The organism is Streptomyces sp. RKAG337 (assembly GCF_023701715.1).
In the GTDB taxonomy this organism is placed as follows: Bacteria; Actinomycetota; Actinomycetes; order Streptomycetales; family Streptomycetaceae; genus Actinacidiphila.
The window spans coordinates 1616864-1636931 of sequence record NZ_JAJOZA010000001.1 but is presented as its reverse complement, the minus strand read 5'-3'; the positions used below and the strand labels follow the sequence as shown (position 1 = coordinate 1636931).

The 20068-nt window shown below is 72.9% G+C and carries 18 protein-coding genes; 16 read left to right on the top strand and 2 right to left on the bottom strand.

Going from position 1 to position 20068, the window contains the following annotated elements:
• The first annotated feature begins 18 nt into the window (after nucleotides 1–18).
• The 8 genes from LNW73_RS07195 to LNW73_RS07160 all read left to right on the top strand — a co-directional run bounded on the left by LNW73_RS07195 (nucleotide 19) and on the right by LNW73_RS07160 (nucleotide 9646).
• Complete coding sequence (locus LNW73_RS07195) at nucleotides 19–468, top strand: DUF6099 family protein (RefSeq protein WP_250989374.1); 450 nt, start codon at nucleotides 19–21, stop codon at nucleotides 466–468.
• A 188-nt stretch (nucleotides 469–656) separates the two neighbouring features.
• Nucleotides 657–1580, top strand: coding sequence for an LLM class F420-dependent oxidoreductase (locus LNW73_RS07190; RefSeq protein ID WP_250989373.1), 924 nt, complete (start codon nucleotides 657–659; stop codon nucleotides 1578–1580).
• Nucleotides 1581–1678: 98 nt separating this feature from the next.
• Nucleotides 1679–2569, top strand: a complete 891-nt coding sequence (mmuM, locus tag LNW73_RS07185) for a homocysteine S-methyltransferase (RefSeq protein WP_250989372.1) — start codon at nucleotides 1679–1681, stop codon at nucleotides 2567–2569.
• 144 nt (nucleotides 2570–2713) lie between these two features.
• On the top strand, nucleotides 2714–3937 hold the full coding sequence (locus LNW73_RS07180) for an arginine deiminase (RefSeq protein WP_250978155.1): 1224 nt from the start codon (nucleotides 2714–2716) through the stop codon (nucleotides 3935–3937).
• Nucleotides 3938–4038: 101 nt separating this feature from the next.
• Nucleotides 4039–5037: an ornithine carbamoyltransferase gene (gene argF / locus LNW73_RS07175; RefSeq protein WP_250989371.1), complete on the top strand. Its 999-nt coding sequence runs from the start codon at nucleotides 4039–4041 to the stop codon at nucleotides 5035–5037.
• Nucleotides 5038–5160: 123 nt separating this feature from the next.
• On the top strand, nucleotides 5161–5988 hold the full coding sequence (locus LNW73_RS07170; protein ID WP_250989370.1) for an enoyl-CoA hydratase family protein: 828 nt from the start codon (nucleotides 5161–5163) through the stop codon (nucleotides 5986–5988).
• 2 nt (nucleotides 5989–5990) lie between these two features.
• Nucleotides 5991–8252: a bifunctional salicylyl-CoA 5-hydroxylase/oxidoreductase gene (locus tag LNW73_RS07165; RefSeq protein ID WP_250989369.1), complete on the top strand. Its 2262-nt coding sequence runs from the start codon at nucleotides 5991–5993 to the stop codon at nucleotides 8250–8252.
• A gap of 182 nt (nucleotides 8253–8434) precedes the next feature.
• Nucleotides 8435–9646: a serine hydrolase domain-containing protein gene (locus tag LNW73_RS07160; protein WP_250989368.1), complete on the top strand. Its 1212-nt coding sequence runs from the start codon at nucleotides 8435–8437 to the stop codon at nucleotides 9644–9646.
• A 73-nt stretch (nucleotides 9647–9719) separates the two neighbouring features.
• Here LNW73_RS07160 and LNW73_RS07155 read toward each other — a convergent pair whose 3' ends face one another.
• Both LNW73_RS07155 and LNW73_RS07150 read right to left on the bottom strand, forming a co-directional pair.
• Complete coding sequence (locus tag LNW73_RS07155) at nucleotides 9720–10583, bottom strand: PaaX family transcriptional regulator (RefSeq protein WP_250989367.1); 864 nt, start codon at nucleotides 10581–10583, stop codon at nucleotides 9720–9722.
• A gap of 4 nt (nucleotides 10584–10587) precedes the next feature.
• Nucleotides 10588–12207: an AMP-binding protein gene (locus LNW73_RS07150; RefSeq protein ID WP_250989366.1), complete on the bottom strand. Its 1620-nt coding sequence runs from the start codon at nucleotides 12205–12207 to the stop codon at nucleotides 10588–10590.
• Nucleotides 12208–12305: 98 nt separating this feature from the next.
• Here LNW73_RS07150 and LNW73_RS07145 point away from each other — a divergent pair, with 98 nt between their 5' ends.
• The 8 genes from LNW73_RS07145 (at nucleotide 12306) to LNW73_RS07110 (ending at nucleotide 20039) form a co-directional block, all read left to right on the top strand.
• Nucleotides 12306–13421 (top strand): acyl-CoA dehydrogenase family protein, encoded by a 1116-nt coding sequence (locus LNW73_RS07145; protein ID WP_250989365.1) that lies wholly within the window; start codon nucleotides 12306–12308, stop codon nucleotides 13419–13421.
• Complete coding sequence (locus LNW73_RS07140) at nucleotides 13418–13816, top strand: RidA family protein (protein WP_250989364.1); 399 nt, start codon at nucleotides 13418–13420, stop codon at nucleotides 13814–13816. Before LNW73_RS07145 ends, LNW73_RS07140 begins: the two co-directional genes overlap by 4 nt.
• 83 nt (nucleotides 13817–13899) lie before the next feature.
• Nucleotides 13900–15135 (top strand): NAD(P)/FAD-dependent oxidoreductase, encoded by a 1236-nt coding sequence (locus LNW73_RS07135; RefSeq protein ID WP_250989363.1) that lies wholly within the window; start codon nucleotides 13900–13902, stop codon nucleotides 15133–15135.
• Nucleotides 15125–15439, top strand: coding sequence for a (2Fe-2S)-binding protein (locus LNW73_RS07130; RefSeq protein WP_250989362.1), 315 nt, complete (start codon nucleotides 15125–15127; stop codon nucleotides 15437–15439). Before LNW73_RS07135 ends, LNW73_RS07130 begins: the two co-directional genes overlap by 11 nt.
• Nucleotides 15420–16940 (top strand): FAD/NAD(P)-dependent oxidoreductase, encoded by a 1521-nt coding sequence (locus tag LNW73_RS07125; protein ID WP_374118051.1) that lies wholly within the window; start codon nucleotides 15420–15422, stop codon nucleotides 16938–16940. Before LNW73_RS07130 ends, LNW73_RS07125 begins: the two co-directional genes overlap by 20 nt.
• A 123-nt stretch (nucleotides 16941–17063) precedes the next feature.
• A complete protein-coding gene (locus tag LNW73_RS07120) occupies nucleotides 17064–17927 on the top strand; it encodes a dihydrodipicolinate synthase family protein (protein WP_374117429.1) in 864 nt (287 codons plus the stop codon).
• 92 nt (nucleotides 17928–18019) lie between these two features.
• Entirely contained in the window at nucleotides 18020–19021 is a 1002-nt protein-coding gene (locus LNW73_RS07115) for a proline racemase family protein (RefSeq protein ID WP_250989360.1), read from the top strand.
• Nucleotides 19022–19109: 88 nt separating this feature from the next.
• Nucleotides 19110–20039, top strand: coding sequence for an ornithine cyclodeaminase family protein (locus LNW73_RS07110; RefSeq protein ID WP_250989359.1), 930 nt, complete (start codon nucleotides 19110–19112; stop codon nucleotides 20037–20039).
• The last annotated feature ends 29 nt before the right edge of the window (nucleotides 20040–20068 follow it).

Below are 20068 nucleotides of genomic sequence, written 5' to 3'. Positions count from 1 at the left end.
CGGCAGGGGGAGTACATCATGGACGCGGTACGGCTCATCCTGGCCACCCGGCACGCCCTCGAGCAGGCGTGGCAGGTGGAGGACCTGATCACGGAGGCGTGGCAGGCGCAGGCACTCGCCGAGGCGGTGGGTGGCCATCTCGCCCTGCACGGAACGGCGGAGCTGCGGGCCGCCGGGCTCTCGGTGTGCGAGACGGGCGGCGGCCGGGTCTGCGGACCGACCGGGCTCTCGGGCCTGCCGGGCGTCCGGCCGGAGACCGTCCGGGCGTCGATACTCACCGGCGTGCGGGAACCGGCCCGTGCGCTGACGGAACTGCGGGACCTGCTCTCGGAGCTGGGCGCGGCCCTCGTGGGGCTGGCCTGCTCCGCGGAGGAGGAGGCGGTGTACTGGCAGTGCATCGACGCGATGGACGCCGCCGAGGATTCCAAGGACCGGGTCTGCGCGCTGCTCGGCGCGCTCGGCTCATGAAACCGACCCGGCTCATGAAACGGACCGCTTCAGAGACCGCCCGGCTCATGAAACGGACCGCCTCATGAAACCGACCGGTTCATGATCCGGGGTCCGGCCCGCCCTGGACACACCCACCGGTGCACAAGATCGGCGACGCCGTACGCGTGGTTGACGTGCGGGGCGGTCCGGCGTGGAGGATGGGAGGCATGGATCTTCGTATTTTCACCGAGCCCCAGCAGGGGGCCACCTACGACACCCTCCTCACGGTCGCCAAGGCCACCGAGGACCTCGGATTCGACGCCTTCTACCGCTCCGACCACTACGTGAGCATGGGCGGCGGAGACGGGCTGCCGGGCCCGACGGATGCCTGGATCACCCTCGCCGGGCTGGCCCGTGAGACCCGCCGCATCAGGCTCGGCACCCTGATGACGGCCGGCACCTTCCGGCTGCCGGGCGTGCTCGCCATCCAGGTCGCGCAGGTGGACCAGATGTCGGGCGGGCGCGTCGAGCTGGGACTGGGCGCCGGCTGGTACGAGAAGGAGCACACCGCCTACGGCATCCCGTTCCCGAAGGAGAAGTTCGGCCGGCTGGAGGAGCAGCTGGCGATCGTGACCGGCCTGTGGGCCACGCCGGTCGGTGAGACGTTCGACTTCGACGGGACGTACTACCAGCTCAAGGACTCGCCCGCGCTGCCCAAGCCGGTCCAGACGAAGATCCCGGTGCTGATCGGCGGGCACGGTGCCAAGCGGACCCCGGCTCTCGCCGCCCGCTACGCGGACGAGTTCAACATCCCGTTCGCCTCCGTCGAGGACAGCAGGCGGCAGTTCGGCCGGGTGCGCGAGGCGGCCGAGGCGGAGGGGCGCAAGAAGGACGAGCTGGTGTACTCCAACGCGCTGGTCGCCTGTGTCGGCCGGAACGACGCCGAGGTCGCGCGCCGTGCCGCGGCCATCGGCCGGGAGGTCGACGAGCTGAAGGCCAACGGGCTGGCCGGATCCCCGGCCGAGGTGATCGACAAGATCGGCCGGTACGCCGCGACCGGCTCGACCCGCTTCTATCTGCAGATCCTCGACCTGGGCGATCTGGACCACCTGGAACTGATCTCCGCCGAGGTCCAGTCCCAACTCACCTGAACCCACCTGCACCTGAACTGAACTGAACCCATCCGAGCTGACCCTTTGAACGAACCTCCGGTGCACCCGACCCGGGGCCGAAGCAAGGAGCGACCGCCATGCCGCCCGACCTGACCCTGGGCACCCCGCTCGTCCTGGACGGCGGATTGTCCAACCAACTCGCCGCCCAGGGCTGTGATCTGTCCGATCCGCTGTGGTCGGCCCGGCTGCTGGCCGATGCGCCCGAGCAGATCGAGGCGGCGCACGCGGCCTATGTCCGGGCGGGTGCGCGGGTGCTCATCACCTCCAGCTACCAGGCGACCTACGAGGGCTTCGCCCGCCGGGGGACCGGTCGGGAGGAGGCGTCGGCGCTGCTGCGGCGCAGCGTCGAGCTGGCGCGGAGCGCCGCGGGCGGCCGTACGGACGTGCTGGTGGCGGCGTCCGTCGGTCCGTACGGGGCGATGCTGGCGGACGGCAGCGAGTACCGGGGGCGGTACGGGCTGAGCGTGCGGGAGCTGGAGCGCTTCCACCGGCCGCGGATCGAGGCGCTGGCCGAGGCGGGCCCCGATCTGCTCGCCCTGGAGACGGTGCCGGACACGGACGAGGCGGAGGCACTGCTCCGCGCGGTCGAGGGGATCGGGGTGCCGGTCTGGCTCTCGTTCAGCATCGACGGCGACCTGACCCGCGCCGGGCAGCCGCTGGAAGCCGCCTTCGCGCTGGCCGCCGGGCGGGACGAGGTGGTGGCGGTCGGCGTCAACTGCTGTGCCCCGCGGGACGCCGACCACGCCGTGGCCCTCGCCGCGGAGGTCTCCGGCAAGCCCGTCGTGGTCTATCCGAACAGCGGCGAGGAGTGGGACGCGCAGGCCCGGAAGTGGCAGGGCGAGGTGACCTTCGAAGCCTCCCGGGTCCGCGACTGGCGGTCCGCTGGAGCCCGGCTGATCGGCGGCTGCTGCCGGGTGGGGCCCGATCAGATCGCCGCGCTGGCGGAGGTGATGCGCCAGGAGGGTTGACACCCTGCCGGCACGCGCCCGCCGCTTGCCGGACACCGGCCGGGTCACCGGCCCTGCCACCGTAGATCCGCCCCACACGTCCATCCGGTACCGGGGCGTGCGCCGGGCGTGCGAGGCGCCTGTGAGAGGGGAAGGACTGTGTCCATGGGCTTTCACGTGGATTCCGAGGCCGGGCGGCTGCGCCGCGTCATCCTCCATCGACCCGACCTTGAACTGAAGCGGCTCACCCCGTCCAACAAGGACGCGCTGCTCTTCGACGATCTGCTGTGGGTGCGCCGGGCGCGCGCGGAGCACGACGGCTTCGCGGATGTGCTGCGCGACCGCGGGGTCGAGGTCCATCTCTTCGGGGATCTGCTCCGGGAAGCGCTGGCGGTGCCGGAGGCGCGGGCCCTGGTGCTGGACCGGGTCTTCGACGAGAAGCAGTACGGGCCGCTGGCCACCGATCATCTGCGTGCGTCGTTCGACGAGCTGTCCGTGCCCGACCTCGTCGAGGCGCTGGTCGGCGGGATGACCAAGCGGGAGTTCCTCGAGCGGTTCGCCGAACCGATCTCGGTGCTCTTCCACGCCATGCGCCTGGACGACTTCCTGCTCAACCCGCTGCCGAACCACATCTTCACCCGGGACACCTCCGCCTGGGTCTACGACGGGGTCAGCATCAACGCGATGCGCTGGCCGGCCCGGCAGCGCGAGACCGTGCACTTCGAGGCGATCTACCAGCACCATCCGCTGTTCGCCGGCGGCGGCTTCCATATCTGGTCGGAGGGGCAGGCGGCGTATCCGTCGACCATCGAGGGCGGTGACGTCCTGGTCATCGGCAACGGGGCGGTGCTCATCGGGATGAGCGAGAGAACCACCCCGCAGGCGGTGGAGATGCTCGCGCAGGGGCTGTTCGCGGCGGGTTCCGCGCGCACGATCGTGGCGCTGGACATGCCGAAGAAGCGGGCCTTCATGCACCTGGACACCGTGATGACCATGGTGGACGGCGACACCTTCACCAAGTACGCCGGGCTGGGGATGCTGCGCTCGTACTCGATCGAGCCGGGAGCGGGGGACCGGGACCTGAAGGTGACCGATCATCCGGCGGAGCACATGAACCGCGCGATCGCGGCGGCGCTGGGCCTGGACGACATCCAGGTGCTGACCGCGACGCAGGACGTGCACTCGGCGGAGCGCGAGCAGTGGGACGACGGGTGCAACGTGCTCGCCGTCGAACCGGGGGTGGTGGTGGCCTATGAGCGGAACGTCACGACCAACACCTTCCTGCGCAAGCGCGGCATCGAGGTGATCGAGATCCCGGGGAGCGAGCTGGGCCGGGGGCGCGGCGGCCCGCGCTGTATGAGCTGTCCCATCGAACGCGACGCGGTCTAGGGCGGACAGGCCGTAGCGGCGGAAAAGCAGATCTGTATAAACATGTCATTGATCGTATAGACTTCCAAGGTCCTCCCCTCTGCCGCTACCTAGGAGTCCCCATGGCCATCGACCTCAAGGGCCGTCATTTCCTCAAGGAGCTGGACTTCAGCCCCGAGGAGTTCCACCACCTGGTGGAGCTGGCGGCCCAGCTGAAGGCGGCCAAGCGGGCGGGGACCGAGGTCCGGCGGCTGACCGGCAGGAACATCGCGCTGGTCTTCGAGAAGACCTCGACCAGGACCCGCTGCTCGTTCGAGGTCGCGGCCGCCGACCAGGGCGCGAGCACCACCTACCTCGACCCCTCCGGCTCGCAGATCGGGCACAAGGAGTCGGCCAAGGACACCGCGCGCGTGCTCGGGCGGATGTTCGACGGCATCGAGTACCGGGGCGCGGGCCAGGTGATCGTCGAGGAGCTCGCGCAGTACGCGGGCGTGCCGGTCTGGAACGGTCTCACCGACGAGTGGCACCCGACCCAGATGCTCGCCGATGTGCTCACCATGTCCGAGCACACCGACAAGCCGCTGGGTGAGACCGCCTACGCCTACCTCGGCGACGCCCGCTACAACATGGGCAACTCGCTGCTCGTCACCGGCGCGCTGCTCGGTATGGACGTCCGGATCGTCGCGCCCCGGCAGCTGTGGCCGCAGGACTCGGTGGTCGCCGAGGCCCGCCGGCTCGCGGAGACCACCGGCGCGCGCGTCACCCTCACCGAGGACGTCGCCGAGGGCGTGCGCGGCGTGGACTACGTCCACACCGATGTCTGGGTGTCGATGGGGGAGCCCAAGGAGGTGTGGGACGAGCGGATCGAACTGCTCGGCCCGTACGCGGTGACCATGGAGGTGCTCCGCGCCACCGGCAACGCCGACGTGAAGTTCCTGCACTGCCTGCCGGCCTTCCACGACCTCGGGACGAAGATCGGCCAGGAGATCTTCGAGCGGCACGGCCTGACCTCGCTCGAAGTCACCGACGAGGTCTTCGAGTCCGCGCACTCCGTCGTGTTCGACCAGGCGGAGAACCGGATGCACACCATCAAGGCGATCCTGGTGGCGACGCTGGCCTGACGGCGCAGCGCGGTCCGCGTGGCGGCGTCCGGATATCTCGCACTCGTGACGGCGGTCACAGATGAGTGATAACTTCGCTCTGCGGGCGTCCGCACCCCCTCCCCCCGCCAAGGAGGACGTGCCTTGAGTCCCTATCCGAGCTCAGCGAGCCCCACCGGTCAGTGGAAACACCTGCGGGTGGAGCGCGCCGGTGGCGTCGTCACCGTCACCCTCGACCGCCCCGACAAGCTGAACGCCCTCACCTTCGGCTCCTACGCCGACCTCCGCGACCTGCTCGCCGAGCTCGCGCACGACGGGGAGACCCGGGTGCTGGTGCTGGCCGGCGCCGGCCGCGGTTTCTGCTCGGGCGGTGACGTGGACGAGATCATCGGCGCCACCCTCGGCATGGGCACGGGCGAGCTGCTCGGCTTCAACCGGATGACGGGCCAGGTCGTCCGGGCGATCCGCGAGGCACCGTTCCCCGTCATCGCCGCCGTGCACGGGATTGCGGCGGGCGCGGGCGCCGTGCTCGCCCTGGCCGCCGACTTCCGGATCGTCGAGCCGTCGGCCCGGTTCGCGTTCCTCTTCACCCGGGTCGGGCTCGCCGGCGCCGACATGGGAGCCGCGTACCTCCTGCCCCGCATGGTCGGGCTCGGCCACGCCACCCGGCTGCTGATGCTGGGCGAGACGGTCGGTGCCGAAGAGGCGGAGCGCATCGGGCTGGTCAGCCAGACCGCCGCCGAAGGAGAGGCCGACGCCGTGGCCGCCGCGCTGGCCGAACGGCTGGCCGCCGGCCCCTCGCTGGCCTACCAGCAGACCAAGGCGCTGCTCACCGCCGAGCTCGACATGCCGCTGGCGGCCGCCGTCGAAATGGACGCCGCCGCCCAGGCGCTGCTCATGACCAGCGCCGACTACGCAGAATTCCACGCCGCGTTCACCGCGAAGCGCCCGCCCCGCTGGGAAGGGCGCTGACCATGCGGATCGCGGTCATCGGCGGCGGCCCCGGCGGCCTGTACGCGGCCGCCCTGCTCAAGCGCCTCGACCCTGCGCGGGACATCACCGTCTGGGAACGCGGCGCCCCCGACGACACCTTCGGGTTCGGCGTCGTGCTGTCCGACGAGACGCTCGGCGGCATCGAACACGCCGACCCGGTGGTCTTCCGCGCGCTGCAGGCGGAGTTCACCCGCTGGGACGACATCGACGTGCACTTCCGCGGCGAGGTGGTCACCTCCGGCGGGCACGGCTTCGCCGCCCTCGACCGGCGCCGGCTGCTGACGATCCTGCACCAGCGGTGCCGTGACCTCGGCGTCGAGCTGCGGCTGCGGGAGACCGGCCCCGCCGCCGCGGAGCTCGCCGCGACCCACGACCTCGTCATCGCCGCCGACGGCGCCAACAGCACCACCCGCGCCGCGCACGCCGACGTCTTCCGGCCGAGGATCACCGGCCACCGCTGCCGCTACATCTGGCTCGGCAGCGACCTCCCCCTGAACGCCTTCCGCTTCGAGATCGCCGAGACCGAGTACGGCGTCATGCAGGGGCACGCGTACCCGTACCGCGACGGCGCCAGCACGTTCATCGTCGAGATGCGCGAGGAGGTGTGGCTGCGCGCGGGGTTCGACCGGCTCGACGAGGCCGAGTCGATCGCCCGCTGCGAGAAGCTCTTCGCCGGCTCTCTGGACGGCCACGCGCTGCACGGCAACCGCTCGCGCTGGGGCGCGTTCAGCACCGTCGTCAACGAGCGGTGGTGGCACGAACGGACCGTGCTGATCGGCGACGCCGCCCACACCGCGCACTTCTCCATCGGCTCCGGCACCAAACTCGCCATGGAGGACGCGCTCGCGCTCGCCGCCTGCCTGCAGGAGCAGCCGGACGTACCGGCCGCACTGACGGCGTACGAGACCGAGCGCAGGCCCGTCGTCGAGAGCACCCAGCGCGCGGCCCGCGCCAGCCTCGAATGGTTCGAGCAGGTCGGGCAGTACACCGGACAGCCGCCGCTGCAGTTCGCCTTCAACCTCCTCACCCGCAGCCGCCGCGTCACCCACGACAACCTGCGGCTGCGCGACCGGGGCTTCACCGACGCGGTGGAACGGGACTTCGGCACCGAGCCCGCCACCCCGCCGATGTTCACCCCCTTCCGGCTCGGCGGGCTGACCCTGCGCAACCGTGTCGTCGTCTCGCCGATGGACATGTACTCGGCCGTGGACGGCACCCCCGGCGACTTCCACCTCGTGCACCTCGGCGCGCGGGCCCTCGGTGGCGCCGGCCTCGTCATGACCGAGATGGTGTGCGTCAGCCGGCACGGCCGCATCACCCCCGGCTGCGCCGGCCTGTACACCGACGAGCACGAGACGGCCTGGCGGCGCGTCACCGACTTCGCCCACGCGCAGTCGACCGCCGCCATCGGCCTGCAGCTCGGCCACAGCGGGCGCAAGGGCTCCACCCGCCTCATGTGGGAGGGCATGGACGAACCGCTCCCGGACGGGAACTGGCCGCTCGTCGCCCCCTCTCCGCTGTCCTACCGGCCGGGCGTCAACCAGGTGCCGAGCGAGCTCGACGCGGCCGGTCTCGCCGCCGTCCGCGAGGAGTTCACGGCGGCCGCCGTGCGCGGCGCCCGCGCCGGCTTCGACCTGCTCGAACTGCACTGCGCCCACGGCTATCTGCTCTCGTCCTTCCTCTCCCCGCTCACCAACCACCGCACCGACGCCTACGGCGGCGACCTCGACGGGCGGCTCCGCTACCCGCTGGAGGTCTTCGACGCGGTCCGGGCCGTCTGGCCGGAGGACCGCCCGATGACCGTCCGTATCTCCGCGACCGACTGGGCGCCGGGCGGCACCACCGAGGACGACGCCGTCGCCGTCGCCCGCGCCTTCGCGGCCCACGGAGCCGACGCCATCGACGTCTCCACCGGCCAGGTCGTCGCCGACGAGCGCCCTCAGTACGGCCGCTCGTACCAGACCCCGTACGCCGACCGCATCCGCAACGAGCTCGGCGTCCCCGTGATCACCGTCGGCGCCATCTCCTCCTGGGACGACGTCAACTCGCTCCTCCTGGCCGGCCGCACCGACCTCTGCGCGCTGGCCCGCCCCCACCTCTACGACCCGAACTGGACCCTGCACGCCGCCGCGGAACAGAACTACAGCGGCCCGGCCGCCCCCTGGCCGCAGCAGTACGCGGCAGGCAGCCGCCGCCCCCCGAGCGGCCGCACGGACGCCCCGAAGCCGCGGCTCACCCTCTAGCCGCGCCAGCCGCGCCGATCACGAGTTGTGCGCGTGGACCGCCGCGGGAGGCCGGGGGCCCGGGGCCCGGGGCCGTACGGGTGGACTTGCCGGGTGGTGACCGTGGGCGCGGGGTCCCAGCCGGTGCGATAAGTCATCTTGGCCTCGCAAGGTCCCCTCACCTCTGGAAGAGGCATCCCGCCATGCGTCGTGCCCCCACCCGCCGACTCGCCACCGCCCTCCTCGCCCTCACCACCCTCGTCCCGCTCACCCTGACGTCGTCCGCGGCCCAGGCCGCCCCGCCCACGGCCGCGGTCACCGCCGTCGACCCGTACGCCGACGACTGCCCGCCCCAGGGCCTGGATCCCAAGCTCGTGGCCCGCCTCAACAAGGCGATCGAGGACGTGCGCAAGGAGGCCGGCGTCCCCGGCGTGACGGTCGGTCTGTGGCTGCCCGGCCGTGGCAGCTACATCCGGTCGACGGGCGTGGCGGACAAGGCGACCGGCGCGCCGATGAAGCCCGACCTCAACATGCGGATCGGCAGCGAGACCAAGACCTTCACCGCCACCGCCGTCCTGGAGCTGGTCGACCAGGGGCTGGTCAAACTGGACAAGCCGATCTCCACCTACCTGCACGGCGTGCCCGACGGTGAGCACATCACCGTCCGCCAGATGCTGGAGATGCGCAGCGGCCTGTTCTCGTACAGCGCCGACCCGGACTTCGCCCAGGCGCTGTTCAGCGACCCGACCCGGCAGTTCACCCCGAAGGAACTGCTGGCCTACGCCTTCAGCCACCCGAACGTCTTCCCCCCGGGCACGGAGTTCCAGTACTCCAACACCAACTACATCCTGCTCGGTCTGCTCGTGGAGAAGCTCGGCAGGATGCCGCTCGCCGAGTTCATCCACAAGCGCGTCACGGGGCCGGCCCACCTGAACCACACGTTCCTCCCGAAGGGCGCCGAGTTCCCGTCGCCGCACGCGCACGGGTACACGAACCAGACGCTGACCGGTGACGTCGAGGACGCGACGAACTGGAACCCGAGCTGGGGCTGGGCGGCCGGCGCGATCATCTCCAACCTGCACGACCTGCACCACTGGGCGAAGGTGGTCGCCACCGGCACGCTGCTCACCCCGGCCACCCAGGCGCAGCGGGAGAAGTTCATCCCGGTACCCGGATTCGACGGTGCCGCGTACGGCCTGGGCCTCTTCAACACCCATGGCTGGATCGGGCACAACGGCTCGCTGCCGGGCTACGAGAGCGTGACGATGTACCTGCCGAAGCAGGACGCCACCATGGTGATCCTGCTCAACACGGACATCCTGCACGACGGCTTCGAGCCGAGCACCCTCTTCGCCAAGGCGATCACCTCGATCATCACCCCGAAGAACGTCTACGAGCTCCCGGCCGAGGGCTGACCGCGGCGTACCGCCCGCAGTCATGACCGAGCGCGGTACGCGGCCTCTCCGGCCGGGTACCGCGCTCGGTCGTTCAGGCGGGCCCGGGAGCCGCGCGGACGAAGGCGGCGCCCGCCGCGTGCAGCCGCTGGTGCAGCGCGGTGAAGACCTGGGAGGCGCGGGCGCCGGGCCAGTCGGGTGGCAGCAGGGCGGTGGGGAGGCCGGGGTCGGCGTAGGGGAGCCGGCGCCAGGAGTCGAGGGCGCGGAGGTAGTCAGGGAAGGCGTCGCGCGGGGGGACGTCAGGACGCCGGGTCCAGCGGTCGAGCACCGGCTCGTGGGCGTCGAGGAAGGTGCGGTGGAGGCCGGCGATGGCGTCGAGGTCCCACCAGCGGCGGACGGCGGTGGCGGTCGGTTCGAAGCCGAGGTGCGTGCCGTGGAAGAGGTCCACGTAGGAGTCGAGTTCGAGGCGGCGCAGGGTGTGGCGGGCCTCCTCCTGGACGTGCGCCGGGGCTATCCAGACGCCGGGTGCGGCGCTGCCGAAGCCGAGCCGGGCCAGCCGGGAGCGCAGCAGATGCCGCTTGTGGCGCTCGGTCTCGGGGACGGAGAAGACGGCGAGCACCCAGGAGCCGTCGCCGTCATCCTCGGCAGAACCGGACCTGGGGCCGGAGCCTGAGCCGGGGCCTGAGCCGGGGCCGCCGTAGATGCGGCGGTCGCCGTCGGCGAGGAGCTGGCGGGCGTCGTCGGAGAGCGCGTACGCGGCGGCGCCGCCGACCCGGTCCGGGACCAGCAGTTCGCGCCGCTTGAGCCGGGAGACGGCGGAGCGGACCGACTGCGGGTCGACGTCCACCGCGCCCATCAGCCGGATGAGGGCGGCGACCGGTACCCGGCCGTCCAGTTCGGCGCGCCCGTAGGCACCGAAGAAGGTCACGATCAGCGAACTGGGGGTGTGCTCGGTCACATGATCACTCCAGGTCGCGCAGCCGGAAGCGCTGCAGTTTCCCGGTGGGAGTGCGGGGGAGGGCGTCCAGGAAGACGATGTCGCGCGGGCACTTGTAGGGCACGATCACGCCCTTGGCGAAGTCGCGCAGCGCCCCCACGGTAGTCGCGCCGCGCGGCACCCCGTCGCGCAGGACGACGAAGGCACGGACGATCTGGCCGCGCTCCTCGTCCGGGACGCCGATGACGGCCGCCTCGCTGACGTCGGGGTGGCGCAGCAGCGCCTCCTCGACCTCCGGGCCCGCGATGTTGTAGCCCGCCGAGATGATCATGTCGTCGGCGCGGGCCACATAGCGGAAGTAGCCGTCGGGTTCACGGACATAGGTGTCGCCGGTGAGGTTCCAGCCGCCCTGCACGTACACGGTCTGGCGCTCGTCGGCGAGGTAGCGGCAGCCGGTCGGGCCGCGCACCGCGAGCAGCCCCGGCTCGCCGTCGGGGACCGGCTCCCCGGCGGCGTCGACGATCCGCGCCCGGTAGCCGGGGACCGGCAGGCCCGTGGTGCCGGGGCGGATGGCGTCGTCGGCGGCGGAGATGAAGATGTGCAGCAGCTCGGTGGCGCCGATGCCGTTGATGATGCGCAGACCGGTCCGGTCGTGCCAGGCCTGCCAGGTGGCGGCGGGCAGGTTCTCGCCCGCGGACACGCAGCGCCGCAGGGACGAGACATCGTACGAGGCGGGGCCGCTTGTGTCATTCAGGTGACCGAGCATCGCCCGGTACGCCGTCGGCGCCGTGAAGAGCACGCTCACCCGGTGCCGCGCGACGGCCGCCAGCAGCTGTTCAGGTCCGGCCTGCTCCAGCAGCACGCTGGACGCCCCGGCCCGCATCGGGAAGATCACCAGCCCGCCGAGGCCGAAGGTGAAGCCGAGCGGCGGGCTGCCCGCGAAGACGTCGTCGGCGCGCGGGCGCAGCACCTCGGCGGAGAACGTGTCGGCGATGGCCAGGACATCGCGGTGGAAGTGCATACAGCCCTTGGGGCGGCCGGTGGTCCCCGAGGTGAAGGCGATGAGCGCGACGTCGTCGGACGAGGTGGCGACGTCGGTGAAGTGATCGGGTTTGGCGGCGGCCCGGCGCAGCAGGTCCTCGGGCGCCTCGCCGCCGTACGTGGTGATCCGCAGGTCCGGGATCTCGGCCTTGGCCAGGTCGTCCACCGACCGCAGATCGCACAGCGCGTGCCGGACGGCCGCGATGTCGCAGATCGTCGCGAGCTCCCCGGAGCGCTGCGCGGCCAGGACGGTGACGGCCACCGCGCCCGCCTTGAGCACCGCGAACCAGCAGGCCACCAGCCACGGGGTGGTCGGGCCGCGCAGCAGGACCCGGTTGCCGGGCCGCACCCCGAGGTCGTCGGCCAGGACGTGCGCGATACGGGCGGCGGTGGCGTTCAGATCCTCGTAGGACCAGACCTCGCCGCCGGGGGTGCGCAGACAGGGGGCGCCGGGGCTGCCGCCGGCCAGCAGCTCGGCCGCACAGTTGAGCCGGTCGGGGTAGTGCAGCGCGGGCAGCTCGAAGGCGAGTTCCGGCCACTGGTCGCGCGGCGGGAGATGGTCCCGCGCGAAGGTGTCCACGTGGGCGGATGGCAGCAGGTCCATGGCGGTACCGCCTTCGTTGGCACCTGAGAGCGGACGAATTCAGCGTAACGTGTTGCTGACGACAGTCAACGGTACGCGATACCGCTTGGAGGCGCCGGATGCCCGCGTTCGCTCTCGACCCGGAACAGCTGAAGTGGTGCGCCCAGGTCCGTTCCCTCGCGGCGAGCCGGCTGCGGCCGCTGGCCGAGGCGGGCGAACCCGGCCGGGTCAACCGTCCGTTGCTCTCGGAACTGGGCGAACTCGGCCTGCTGGAGCGGGTCTTCCCGCCCGGCGGCAAGGTGTCGGCGATGGACCTGTGCCTGCTGCGGGAGTCTCTGGCCCGTGAGTGCACCGAGGCCGAGACGGCCCTCGCCCTGCAGGGGCTGGGCGCGCACCCGGTGCTGCACAGCGCCGGGCTGGCCGCCCGCTGGATCCCGGAGGTCACGGCGGGCCGGGCGGTCGCCGCCTTCGCGCTCACCGAACCCGCCGCCGGCTCCGACGCGGCGGCACTGGAGCTGGCCGCCGAGCCGGACGGCCCGGGCTGGCGGCTGACCGGCGAGAAGTGCTGGATCTCCAACGCTCCGCAGGCCGACTTCTACACGCTCTTCGCCCGCACCACGCCCGGCGCGGGGTCGCGCGGGGTGACGGCGTTCCTCGTCCCGGCCGACCGGCCCGGGCTGTCCGGAGAGCATCTGGACATGCTCTCCCCGCACCCCATCGGCCGGCTCGCCTTCGACGGCGTTCCGGTCGGCCCCGGCGATCTGCTGGGCGAGCCGGGCCGGGGCTTCCGCGTCGCCATGGACACCCTGAACCTGTTCCGGCCCAGCGTCGGAGCGTTCGCCGTCGGCATGGCGCAGGCCGCGCTCGACGCCGCCACCGAGCACGCGGGCGGGCGCACCGCGTTCGGCGGCCCGCTGAAGGATCTGCAGGCGGTGTCCCACGCGCTCGCCGAGACCGCGACCCGCACCGAGGCCGCGCGGCTGCTCGTCTACGCGGCGGCGGAGGCGTACGACAGCGGCGCGCCCGACATCGCCAAGCGGTCGGCGATGGCGAAGCTGTACGCGACCGAGACGGCGCAGTTCGCCGTGGACCGCGCCGTCCAGATCCATGGCGCCCGCGCCCTGGAACGCGGCCATCTGCTCGAGCACCTCTACCGTGAAGTGCGGGCGCCGCGTATCTACGAAGGTGCCACCGAGGTCCAGCGCACCATCATCGCGAAGGAGCTGTACCGATGAGCCTGCGGCGCATCAACCCGGGCGAGCTGTCGCCGCCCACCGGCTTCAGCCACGCCGTCACCGCGACCGGCCGCACGCTGGTCTTCCTGGCCGGCCAGACCGCCCTCGACCGGGCGGGCAAGATCGTCGGTGACACGCTGCCCGCCCAGTTCGAGCTGGCGCTGACCAATCTCCTGGCGGCGCTGGCCGCCTCGGGCGGCGGCCCCGCCGACCTCGCCCGGATCACCGTCCACACCACCGACGTCGCCGCCTACCGGGAGAACGCCGCCGAACTCGGGCGGCTGTGGCGGTCGTTGGCGGGCCGTGACTATCCGGCGATGGCGGTCATCGGGGTGGTCCGGCTGTGGGACGAGGAGGCGCTGGTGGAACTCGACGGGATCGCCGTCCTCGCGTAGCGCGGAAAGCGGGCGCGGACGTGATCCCTCGGCATTCCGCGGTGTCCCTTGGCAGCACCTAAGCCATGTGACATATTACTGCCGTGCCCACGAGACACTCGCTGGATGTCGTCATCGTCGGGGCCGGGGTGGTCGGCGCGGCCTGCGCCTACTACGCCTCCCGGTCCGGACTGTCCGTCGCCGTGGTCGACCGCGGCTCCGTCGCGGGCGGCACCACGGGCGCCGGTGAAGGCAATCTGCTGGTCTCCGACAAGGAGCCCGGCCCGGAACTCGACCTCGCGCTGCTGTCCACCAGGCTCTGGCGCGAGCTCGCCGACGAACTCCCACCGGAGATCGAGCTCGAGTCCAAGGGCGGCCTCGTCGTAGCGTCCGACGAGGCCCGCCTGGACGCGCTGAGCACGTTCGCGGCCAAGCAGGCGACGGCCGGTGTCACCGCGGCCCGGGTGCCGGCGGACCGGCTGCACGACTTCGAACCGCATCTGGCGCCCGGCCTCGCCGGCGCCTTCCACTACCCGCAGGACGCCCAGGTCCAGCCGGCCCTGGCCGCCGCCCACCTGCTGCGCGCCGCCCGGCGCGCCGGCGCGGTGCTGCGGCTCGGCGAAGAGGTCACCGCCGTCCTGACCGGCCCCGGCGGCGCGGTCCGCGGGGTGCGCACCGACCGCGGGGAACTGTCGGCACCCGCCGTGGTCAACGCGGCCGGGACCTGGGGCGGCGAACTCGCCGCGCTGGCCGGAGTGGACCTGCCGGTCATGCCACGGCGCGGCTTCGTCCTCGTCACGGAACCGCTGCCCCGGCTCGTCCGGCACAAGGTCTACGCCGCCGACTACGTCGCCGATGTGGCCAGCGGCTCCGCGGCCCTGCAGACCTCGCCCGTGGTCGAGGGCACCCCCTCGGGACCGGTGCTCATCGGCGCCAGCCGGGAGCGGGTGGGCTTCGACCGTACGCTGCGGGTCGAGGTGCTGCGCCGGCTCGCGGCCGGGGCCGCCGGGCTCTTCCCGGTACTGGCCGGGGTCCGGGTGATGCGCGCCTATCACGGCTTCCGGCCCTATCTGCCGGACCATCTGCCCGCGATCGGGCCCGACCAGCGCGCCCCCGGCCTCTTCCACGCCTGCGGCCACGAGGGCGCCGGCATCGGACTCGCCCCCGCGACCGGACTGCTGCTCGCCGCCGCGATCCGGGGCGAGCGGCCCGCCCTGGACCTGGCACCGTTCCGCCCCGACCGCTTCACCGGCGCGGACCCGGTTCCCGGCACGGATCCGCTTCCCGGCGGGGAACCGAGAGGCCATGCGGACCCGAGAGGACATCACGATGGCGCGTAACCCCGTCGAGCTGGCCGGGGCGACGCCCGGGCCGTCGTTCGAGATCACGATGGACGGCCGCGCGGTGCCCGCGCTGCCGGGCCAGAGCATCGCCGCGGCCCTGTGGTCGGCGGGCATCCTCGCCTGGCGCACCACCCGGGTGAACGGCCGCCCGCGCGGCGCCTTCTGCGGCATCGGCTCCTGCTTCGACTGCCTCGCCACCGTCAACGGCGCCCCGAACCAGCGGGCCTGTCTGGTCCCGGCCCGTCCGGGCGACCTCGTCACCACCCAGGAGGGCCACGGCCGTGCCGACCTCGCCGTCTGAGCCCCCGGTGCCGCCGGTACCTCCGGAGTACGACCTCGCGATCGTGGGCGCGGGCCCCGCCGGGCTCGCCGCCGCGGTGACCGCGGCCGACCTCGGGATGAGCGTCGTCGTCCTCGACGCGGCGGCCGCCCCCGGCGGCCAGTACTACCGCCATCCCGCACCGGGACTCGGCGCCGCGCGCCCCGAGGCGCTGCACCACGGCTGGGCCGTCTTCGCCGATCTGGTGCGACGGCTCGACCGGCACACCGGGACCGGCAGGGTGCGGCACCTCGTCAACCACCATGTGTGGACCGTGGAACGGGGCGGTTCGACGGCGTGGACCGCGCATGCCGTCACCGGTCCCGACGGGCCGGGGCAGGGCCGGGCGGCCGTGACGTCACGCGCGCTGCTGCTGGCCACCGGCTCCTACGAGCGCCAACTTCCCTTCCCCGGCTGGACGCTGCCCGGGGTGGTCGGTGCGGGCGGCGCCCAGGCGATGCTCAAGTCCGGCCTGGTGCTGCCCGGACGGCGGATCGTCGTCGCGGGCAGCGGCCCGCTGCTGCTGGCGGTCGCCGGCTCGCTGGCCGCCGCGGGCGCGACGGTGCCCGCCGTCGTCGAGGCGGCCGGCTACGCCGGGTACGCCAAAAACCCCCGGACGCTGGCCGCGAATCCCGGCAAGCTGCTCGAAGGCGCGGTGCACGGCGCCGCCCTGCTGCGCCACGGCCTGCGCCCGCGCACCCGCAGCGCGGTGACCGAGGCCCACGGCACCGACCGGGTGGAAGCCGTCACCGTCTCCCGGCTGGACCGCGACTGGCGTCCCGTGCCGGGCACCGGCCGCCGGATCGCCTGTGACGCGCTCGCGGTCGGCCACGGCCTGGTGCCGCAGCTGGAACTGGCCACCGGACTCGGCTGCGCCACCCACCGCACCCCCGACGGCACGTACGCGCTCGCGCTCGACGACCGCCAGCGGACCTCGGTGCCCGGAGTCTGGGCGGCCGGCGAGGCCGGGGGAGTGGGTGGCGCTCAGCTCGCCCTCACCGAGGGGGAACTGGCGGCCCTCGCCATCGCGGCCGTGTCGCGCTCCGCGGCACGCCCCGACGCCCGGCGGGCGGTCGCGCTGCGCCGGACCCGGTCCCGGCTGCGGGCCTTCGCGGCCGTCATGGCCGCCGCCCACCGGCCGGGCCCCGGCTGGCCGGGCTGGCTGAGCGACGACACCGATGTGTGCCGCTGCGAGGAGGTCTCCGCCGGTGAGGTCCGGGCGGCGGTCGCCGATCTCGGCGCCCACGACGCCCGCACCGTCAAGCTGTTCACCCGCGCCGGGATGGGCTGGTGCCAGGGCCGGATGTGCGGCCCGGCGGTCGACTGCCTGGCGGGCGCCGACTCGTCCGCAGACGCGTGCACGGATGGAGGCGCCGGCCCGGATCGCCGTCCGCTGTCCTGCCCGGTTCCGCTGGCCGCCCTGTCGGAACCGGCCGCCCTGCCCGGACAGGCCGGCTTGCCTGCGATCACGGAAGAACCGTAGGACTCTCCTCCGCGAGCCCCTTGTGGTCTCTGTCCACCACACAGTAAAATGTCACATCTCACTAAAGGGAGAACCACCGTGACCACGAACACCCCGCCCCGCGACCAGCCCTGGCACGGCATCATGGTCGCCACCGCCCTCCCGTTCCATGCCGACCTGCGCGTGGACCACGACGGTTACGCCGAGCACGTCGCCTGGCTCATCGAATCCGGCTGCGACGGTGTCGTTCCCAACGGCTCCCTGGGCGAGTACCAGACCCTGACCGACGACGAGCGGGCCCGGGTCGTCCGGACCGCCGTCGAGGCGGCCGGCGACGGGGACCGCGTCATGCCCGGTGTCGCCGCCTACGGCAGCGCCGAGGCCCGCCGCTGGGCCGAACAGGCCGGTGAGGCCGGTGCCGGATCCGTCCTGCTGCTGCCGCCCAACGCCTACCGCGCCGACGAGCGGGCGGTGCGCGCGCACTACGCCGAGGTGGCCAGGGCCGGGCTGCCGGTCGTCGCCTACAACAACCCGTACGACACCAAGGTCGACCTCACCCCGCAACTGCTCGCCGAGCTCTACAACGAGGGCAGCATCGTCGCGGTCAAGGAGTTCACCGGCGATGTCCGCCGGGCCTACGAGATCGCCGAACTCGCGCCCGGTCTCGATCTGTTGGTCGGGGCCGACGACGTCCTGCTCGAACTCGGCATCGCGGGCGCCGTCGGCTGGATCGCGGGCTACCCCAACGCGTTCCCCGAGGCCTGCGCCACCCTGTACCGGGCGGCGCTCTCCGGCGACCTCGACACCGCCGTGCCGCTCTACCGGGCGCTGCACCCCCTGCTGCGCTGGGACTCCAAGCCCGAGTTCGTCCAGGCCATCAAGGTGTCCATGGACCTCGTGGGCCGGCCCGGCGGCCCGGTCCGCCCGCCGCGCTCCCCGCTTCCCGCCGACATCGAGGCCGTCGTCCGCGCCGCGACCGAGAAGGCGATGGCCGAAGGACTCGGCTGACCCCCGACCAGGTCCCCGAGCAAACCCATGAGCAGGCCCCCGAGCGGACCCACGAGAACGCCGACGAGCAGGCCCACCAGAAGGAGGACCCCTTGCGCAGCCGGAACATCTACCACGCCGTCGATTCGCACACCGAAGGCATGCCGACCCGCGTCATCACCGGCGGCGTGGGCGTCATCCCCGGCGCCACGATGGCCGAGCGCCGGCTGTACTTCATGGAGCACCACGACCGGGTGCGCACGCTCCTGATGTACGAGCCGCGCGGGCACTCGTCGATGAGCGGCGCGATCCTGCAGCCGCCGACGCGGCCCGACGCGGACTACGGGGTGCTGTACATCGAGGTCTCCGGCTATCTTCCGATGTGCGGCCACGGCACCATCGGCGTCGCCACCGTCCTCGTCGAGACCGGGATGGTGCCCGTCACAGAACCGGTCACCACCGTCCGGCTGGACACCCCCGCCGGGCTCGTCACTGTCGACGTCCAGGTCGAGGACGGGGCGGCCACCGCCGTCACCCTCCGGAACGTCCCGGCGTTCTCCGCCGGCCTGGACCTCAAGGTCGAGGTCCCCGGCCACGGGACGCTCACCTACGACCTCGCCTACGGGGGCAACTTCTACGCGATGCTGCCGCTGGCCGACCTCGGGCTGCCCTTCGACCGGGAGCGCAAGAACGACATCCTCGCCGCCGGGCTGGCCGTCATGGAGGCCATCAACGCGGCGGACCGGCCGGTACACCCCGAGAACCCGGACATCAGCGGCGTCAAGCACGTCCAGCTGATCGCCCCCGGCTCCGACGCGCGGCTCTCCCGGCACGCGATGGCCATCCACCCCGGCTGGTTCGACCGCTCGCCGTGCGGCACCGGCACCTCGGCGCGCATGGCGCAGCTGCACGCGCGGGGTGAACTCCCGCTGCACACCGACTTCGTCAACGAGTCCTTCATCGGAACGTCCTTCACCGGCCGGCTCGTCGAGGAGACCACGGTCGGCGGGCTGCCCGCCGTGGTGCCCACCGTCACCGGCCGCGCCTGGATCACCGGCACCGCCCAGTACTTCCTCGACCCGTCCGACCCCTTCCCCGGCGGGTTCCTGCTGTGATCACCGACGGCGGGTACGGTCGGGTGGAAGGGGCTCACCGGGCCGCGGTGGCGCCCTCCGACGACCTTCCGGGAACGGGGCCACCCCTGTGACACTGCCGCACCTCGACGCCGCCGCCATCGCCCGACTCCTCGGGCCCGCCGACGCGGCGAACGCCGTCGAAGCGGCGCTGCGCGACGGGCTCGACCCGGAGACCGGGCCGCCGCGCACCGGCGTTCCGGTCCCGGCCGGCGAGCTGCTGCTGATGCCCGCCGCCACGAAGGACTTCGCCGGGGTGAAGATCGCCGGGGTGGCGCCGGGCAATCCGGCCCGCGGCCTGCCCCGGATCACCGGCAGCTATCTCCTCCTCGACGGCGCGACCCTGGAGCCGGTCGCGCTGCTCGACGGGCCCGCCCTCACCTCGCTGCGCACCCCCGCGGTGTCCGCCGTCGCGATCCGCCACCTGGCCGTGCCCGACGCCTCGCACCTCGTCCTGTTCGGCGCGGGACCGCAGGCGTACGGGCATCTGGCGGCGGCCCTCGCGGTACGGCCCCTGACCCGGCTCACCGTGGTCGCCCGCAGGCCGGAGCCCGCGCGGGCGCTGATGGCCCACGCCCGCAGGCTCGGACTGGACGCCGTGTCCGGCGGTCCCGACGCGGTGGCCGAGGCCGACCTGGTGATCTGCTGCACCACGGCCCGCACCCCGCTGTTCGACGGCGGCACCGTCGCCGGACACACGACCGTGGTCGCCGTCGGCTCGCACGAACCGACGGCCCGCGAGACCGACACCGCGCTGGTGACCCGGTCCACCGTCGTCGTCGAGGCGAGGTCGGCCGCGCTGCGCGAGGCGGGGGACATCCTGGTCCCGATCGCGGAGGGCGCCTACCGGCCGGAGGATCTCGCGGGCACCCTCGCCGACCTCGTCGAGGGCCGGGTGCGGCCGGAAGCGGGCCGCCCGCGCTTCTTCAAGGGCACGGGTATGGCGTGGCAGGATCTCGCCGTAGCTGCTGAGATCTTCCGGGCCGCGAAAGCAACGTGACATTGTACGCTGGACGTCCGCGCGATGAC

Excerpts from the sequence above, each read along its gene's own strand:
- LNW73_RS07195 (WP_250989374.1), top strand. The coding sequence starts at position 19 with ATGGACGCGGTACGGCTCATCCTGGCCACCCGGCACGCCCTCGAGCAG.
- LNW73_RS07190 (WP_250989373.1), top strand. The coding sequence starts at position 657 with ATGGATCTTCGTATTTTCACCGAGCCCCAGCAGGGGGCCACCTACGAC.
- mmuM (WP_250989372.1), top strand. The coding sequence starts at position 1,679 with ATGCCGCCCGACCTGACCCTGGGCACCCCGCTCGTCCTGGACGGCGGA.
- LNW73_RS07180 (WP_250978155.1), top strand. The coding sequence starts at position 2,714 with ATGGGCTTTCACGTGGATTCCGAGGCCGGGCGGCTGCGCCGCGTCATC.
- argF (WP_250989371.1), top strand. The coding sequence starts at position 4,039 with ATGGCCATCGACCTCAAGGGCCGTCATTTCCTCAAGGAGCTGGACTTC.
- LNW73_RS07165 (WP_250989369.1), top strand. The coding sequence starts at position 5,991 with ATGCGGATCGCGGTCATCGGCGGCGGCCCCGGCGGCCTGTACGCGGCC.
- LNW73_RS07160 (WP_250989368.1), top strand. The coding sequence starts at position 8,435 with ATGCGTCGTGCCCCCACCCGCCGACTCGCCACCGCCCTCCTCGCCCTC.
- LNW73_RS07150 (WP_250989366.1), bottom strand. The coding sequence starts at position 12,207 with ATGGACCTGCTGCCATCCGCCCACGTGGACACCTTCGCGCGGGACCAT.
- LNW73_RS07145 (WP_250989365.1), top strand. The coding sequence starts at position 12,306 with ATGCCCGCGTTCGCTCTCGACCCGGAACAGCTGAAGTGGTGCGCCCAG.
- LNW73_RS07140 (WP_250989364.1), top strand. The coding sequence starts at position 13,418 with ATGAGCCTGCGGCGCATCAACCCGGGCGAGCTGTCGCCGCCCACCGGC.
- LNW73_RS07130 (WP_250989362.1), top strand. The coding sequence starts at position 15,125 with ATGGCGCGTAACCCCGTCGAGCTGGCCGGGGCGACGCCCGGGCCGTCG.
- LNW73_RS07120 (WP_374117429.1), top strand. The coding sequence starts at position 17,064 with ATGGTCGCCACCGCCCTCCCGTTCCATGCCGACCTGCGCGTGGACCAC.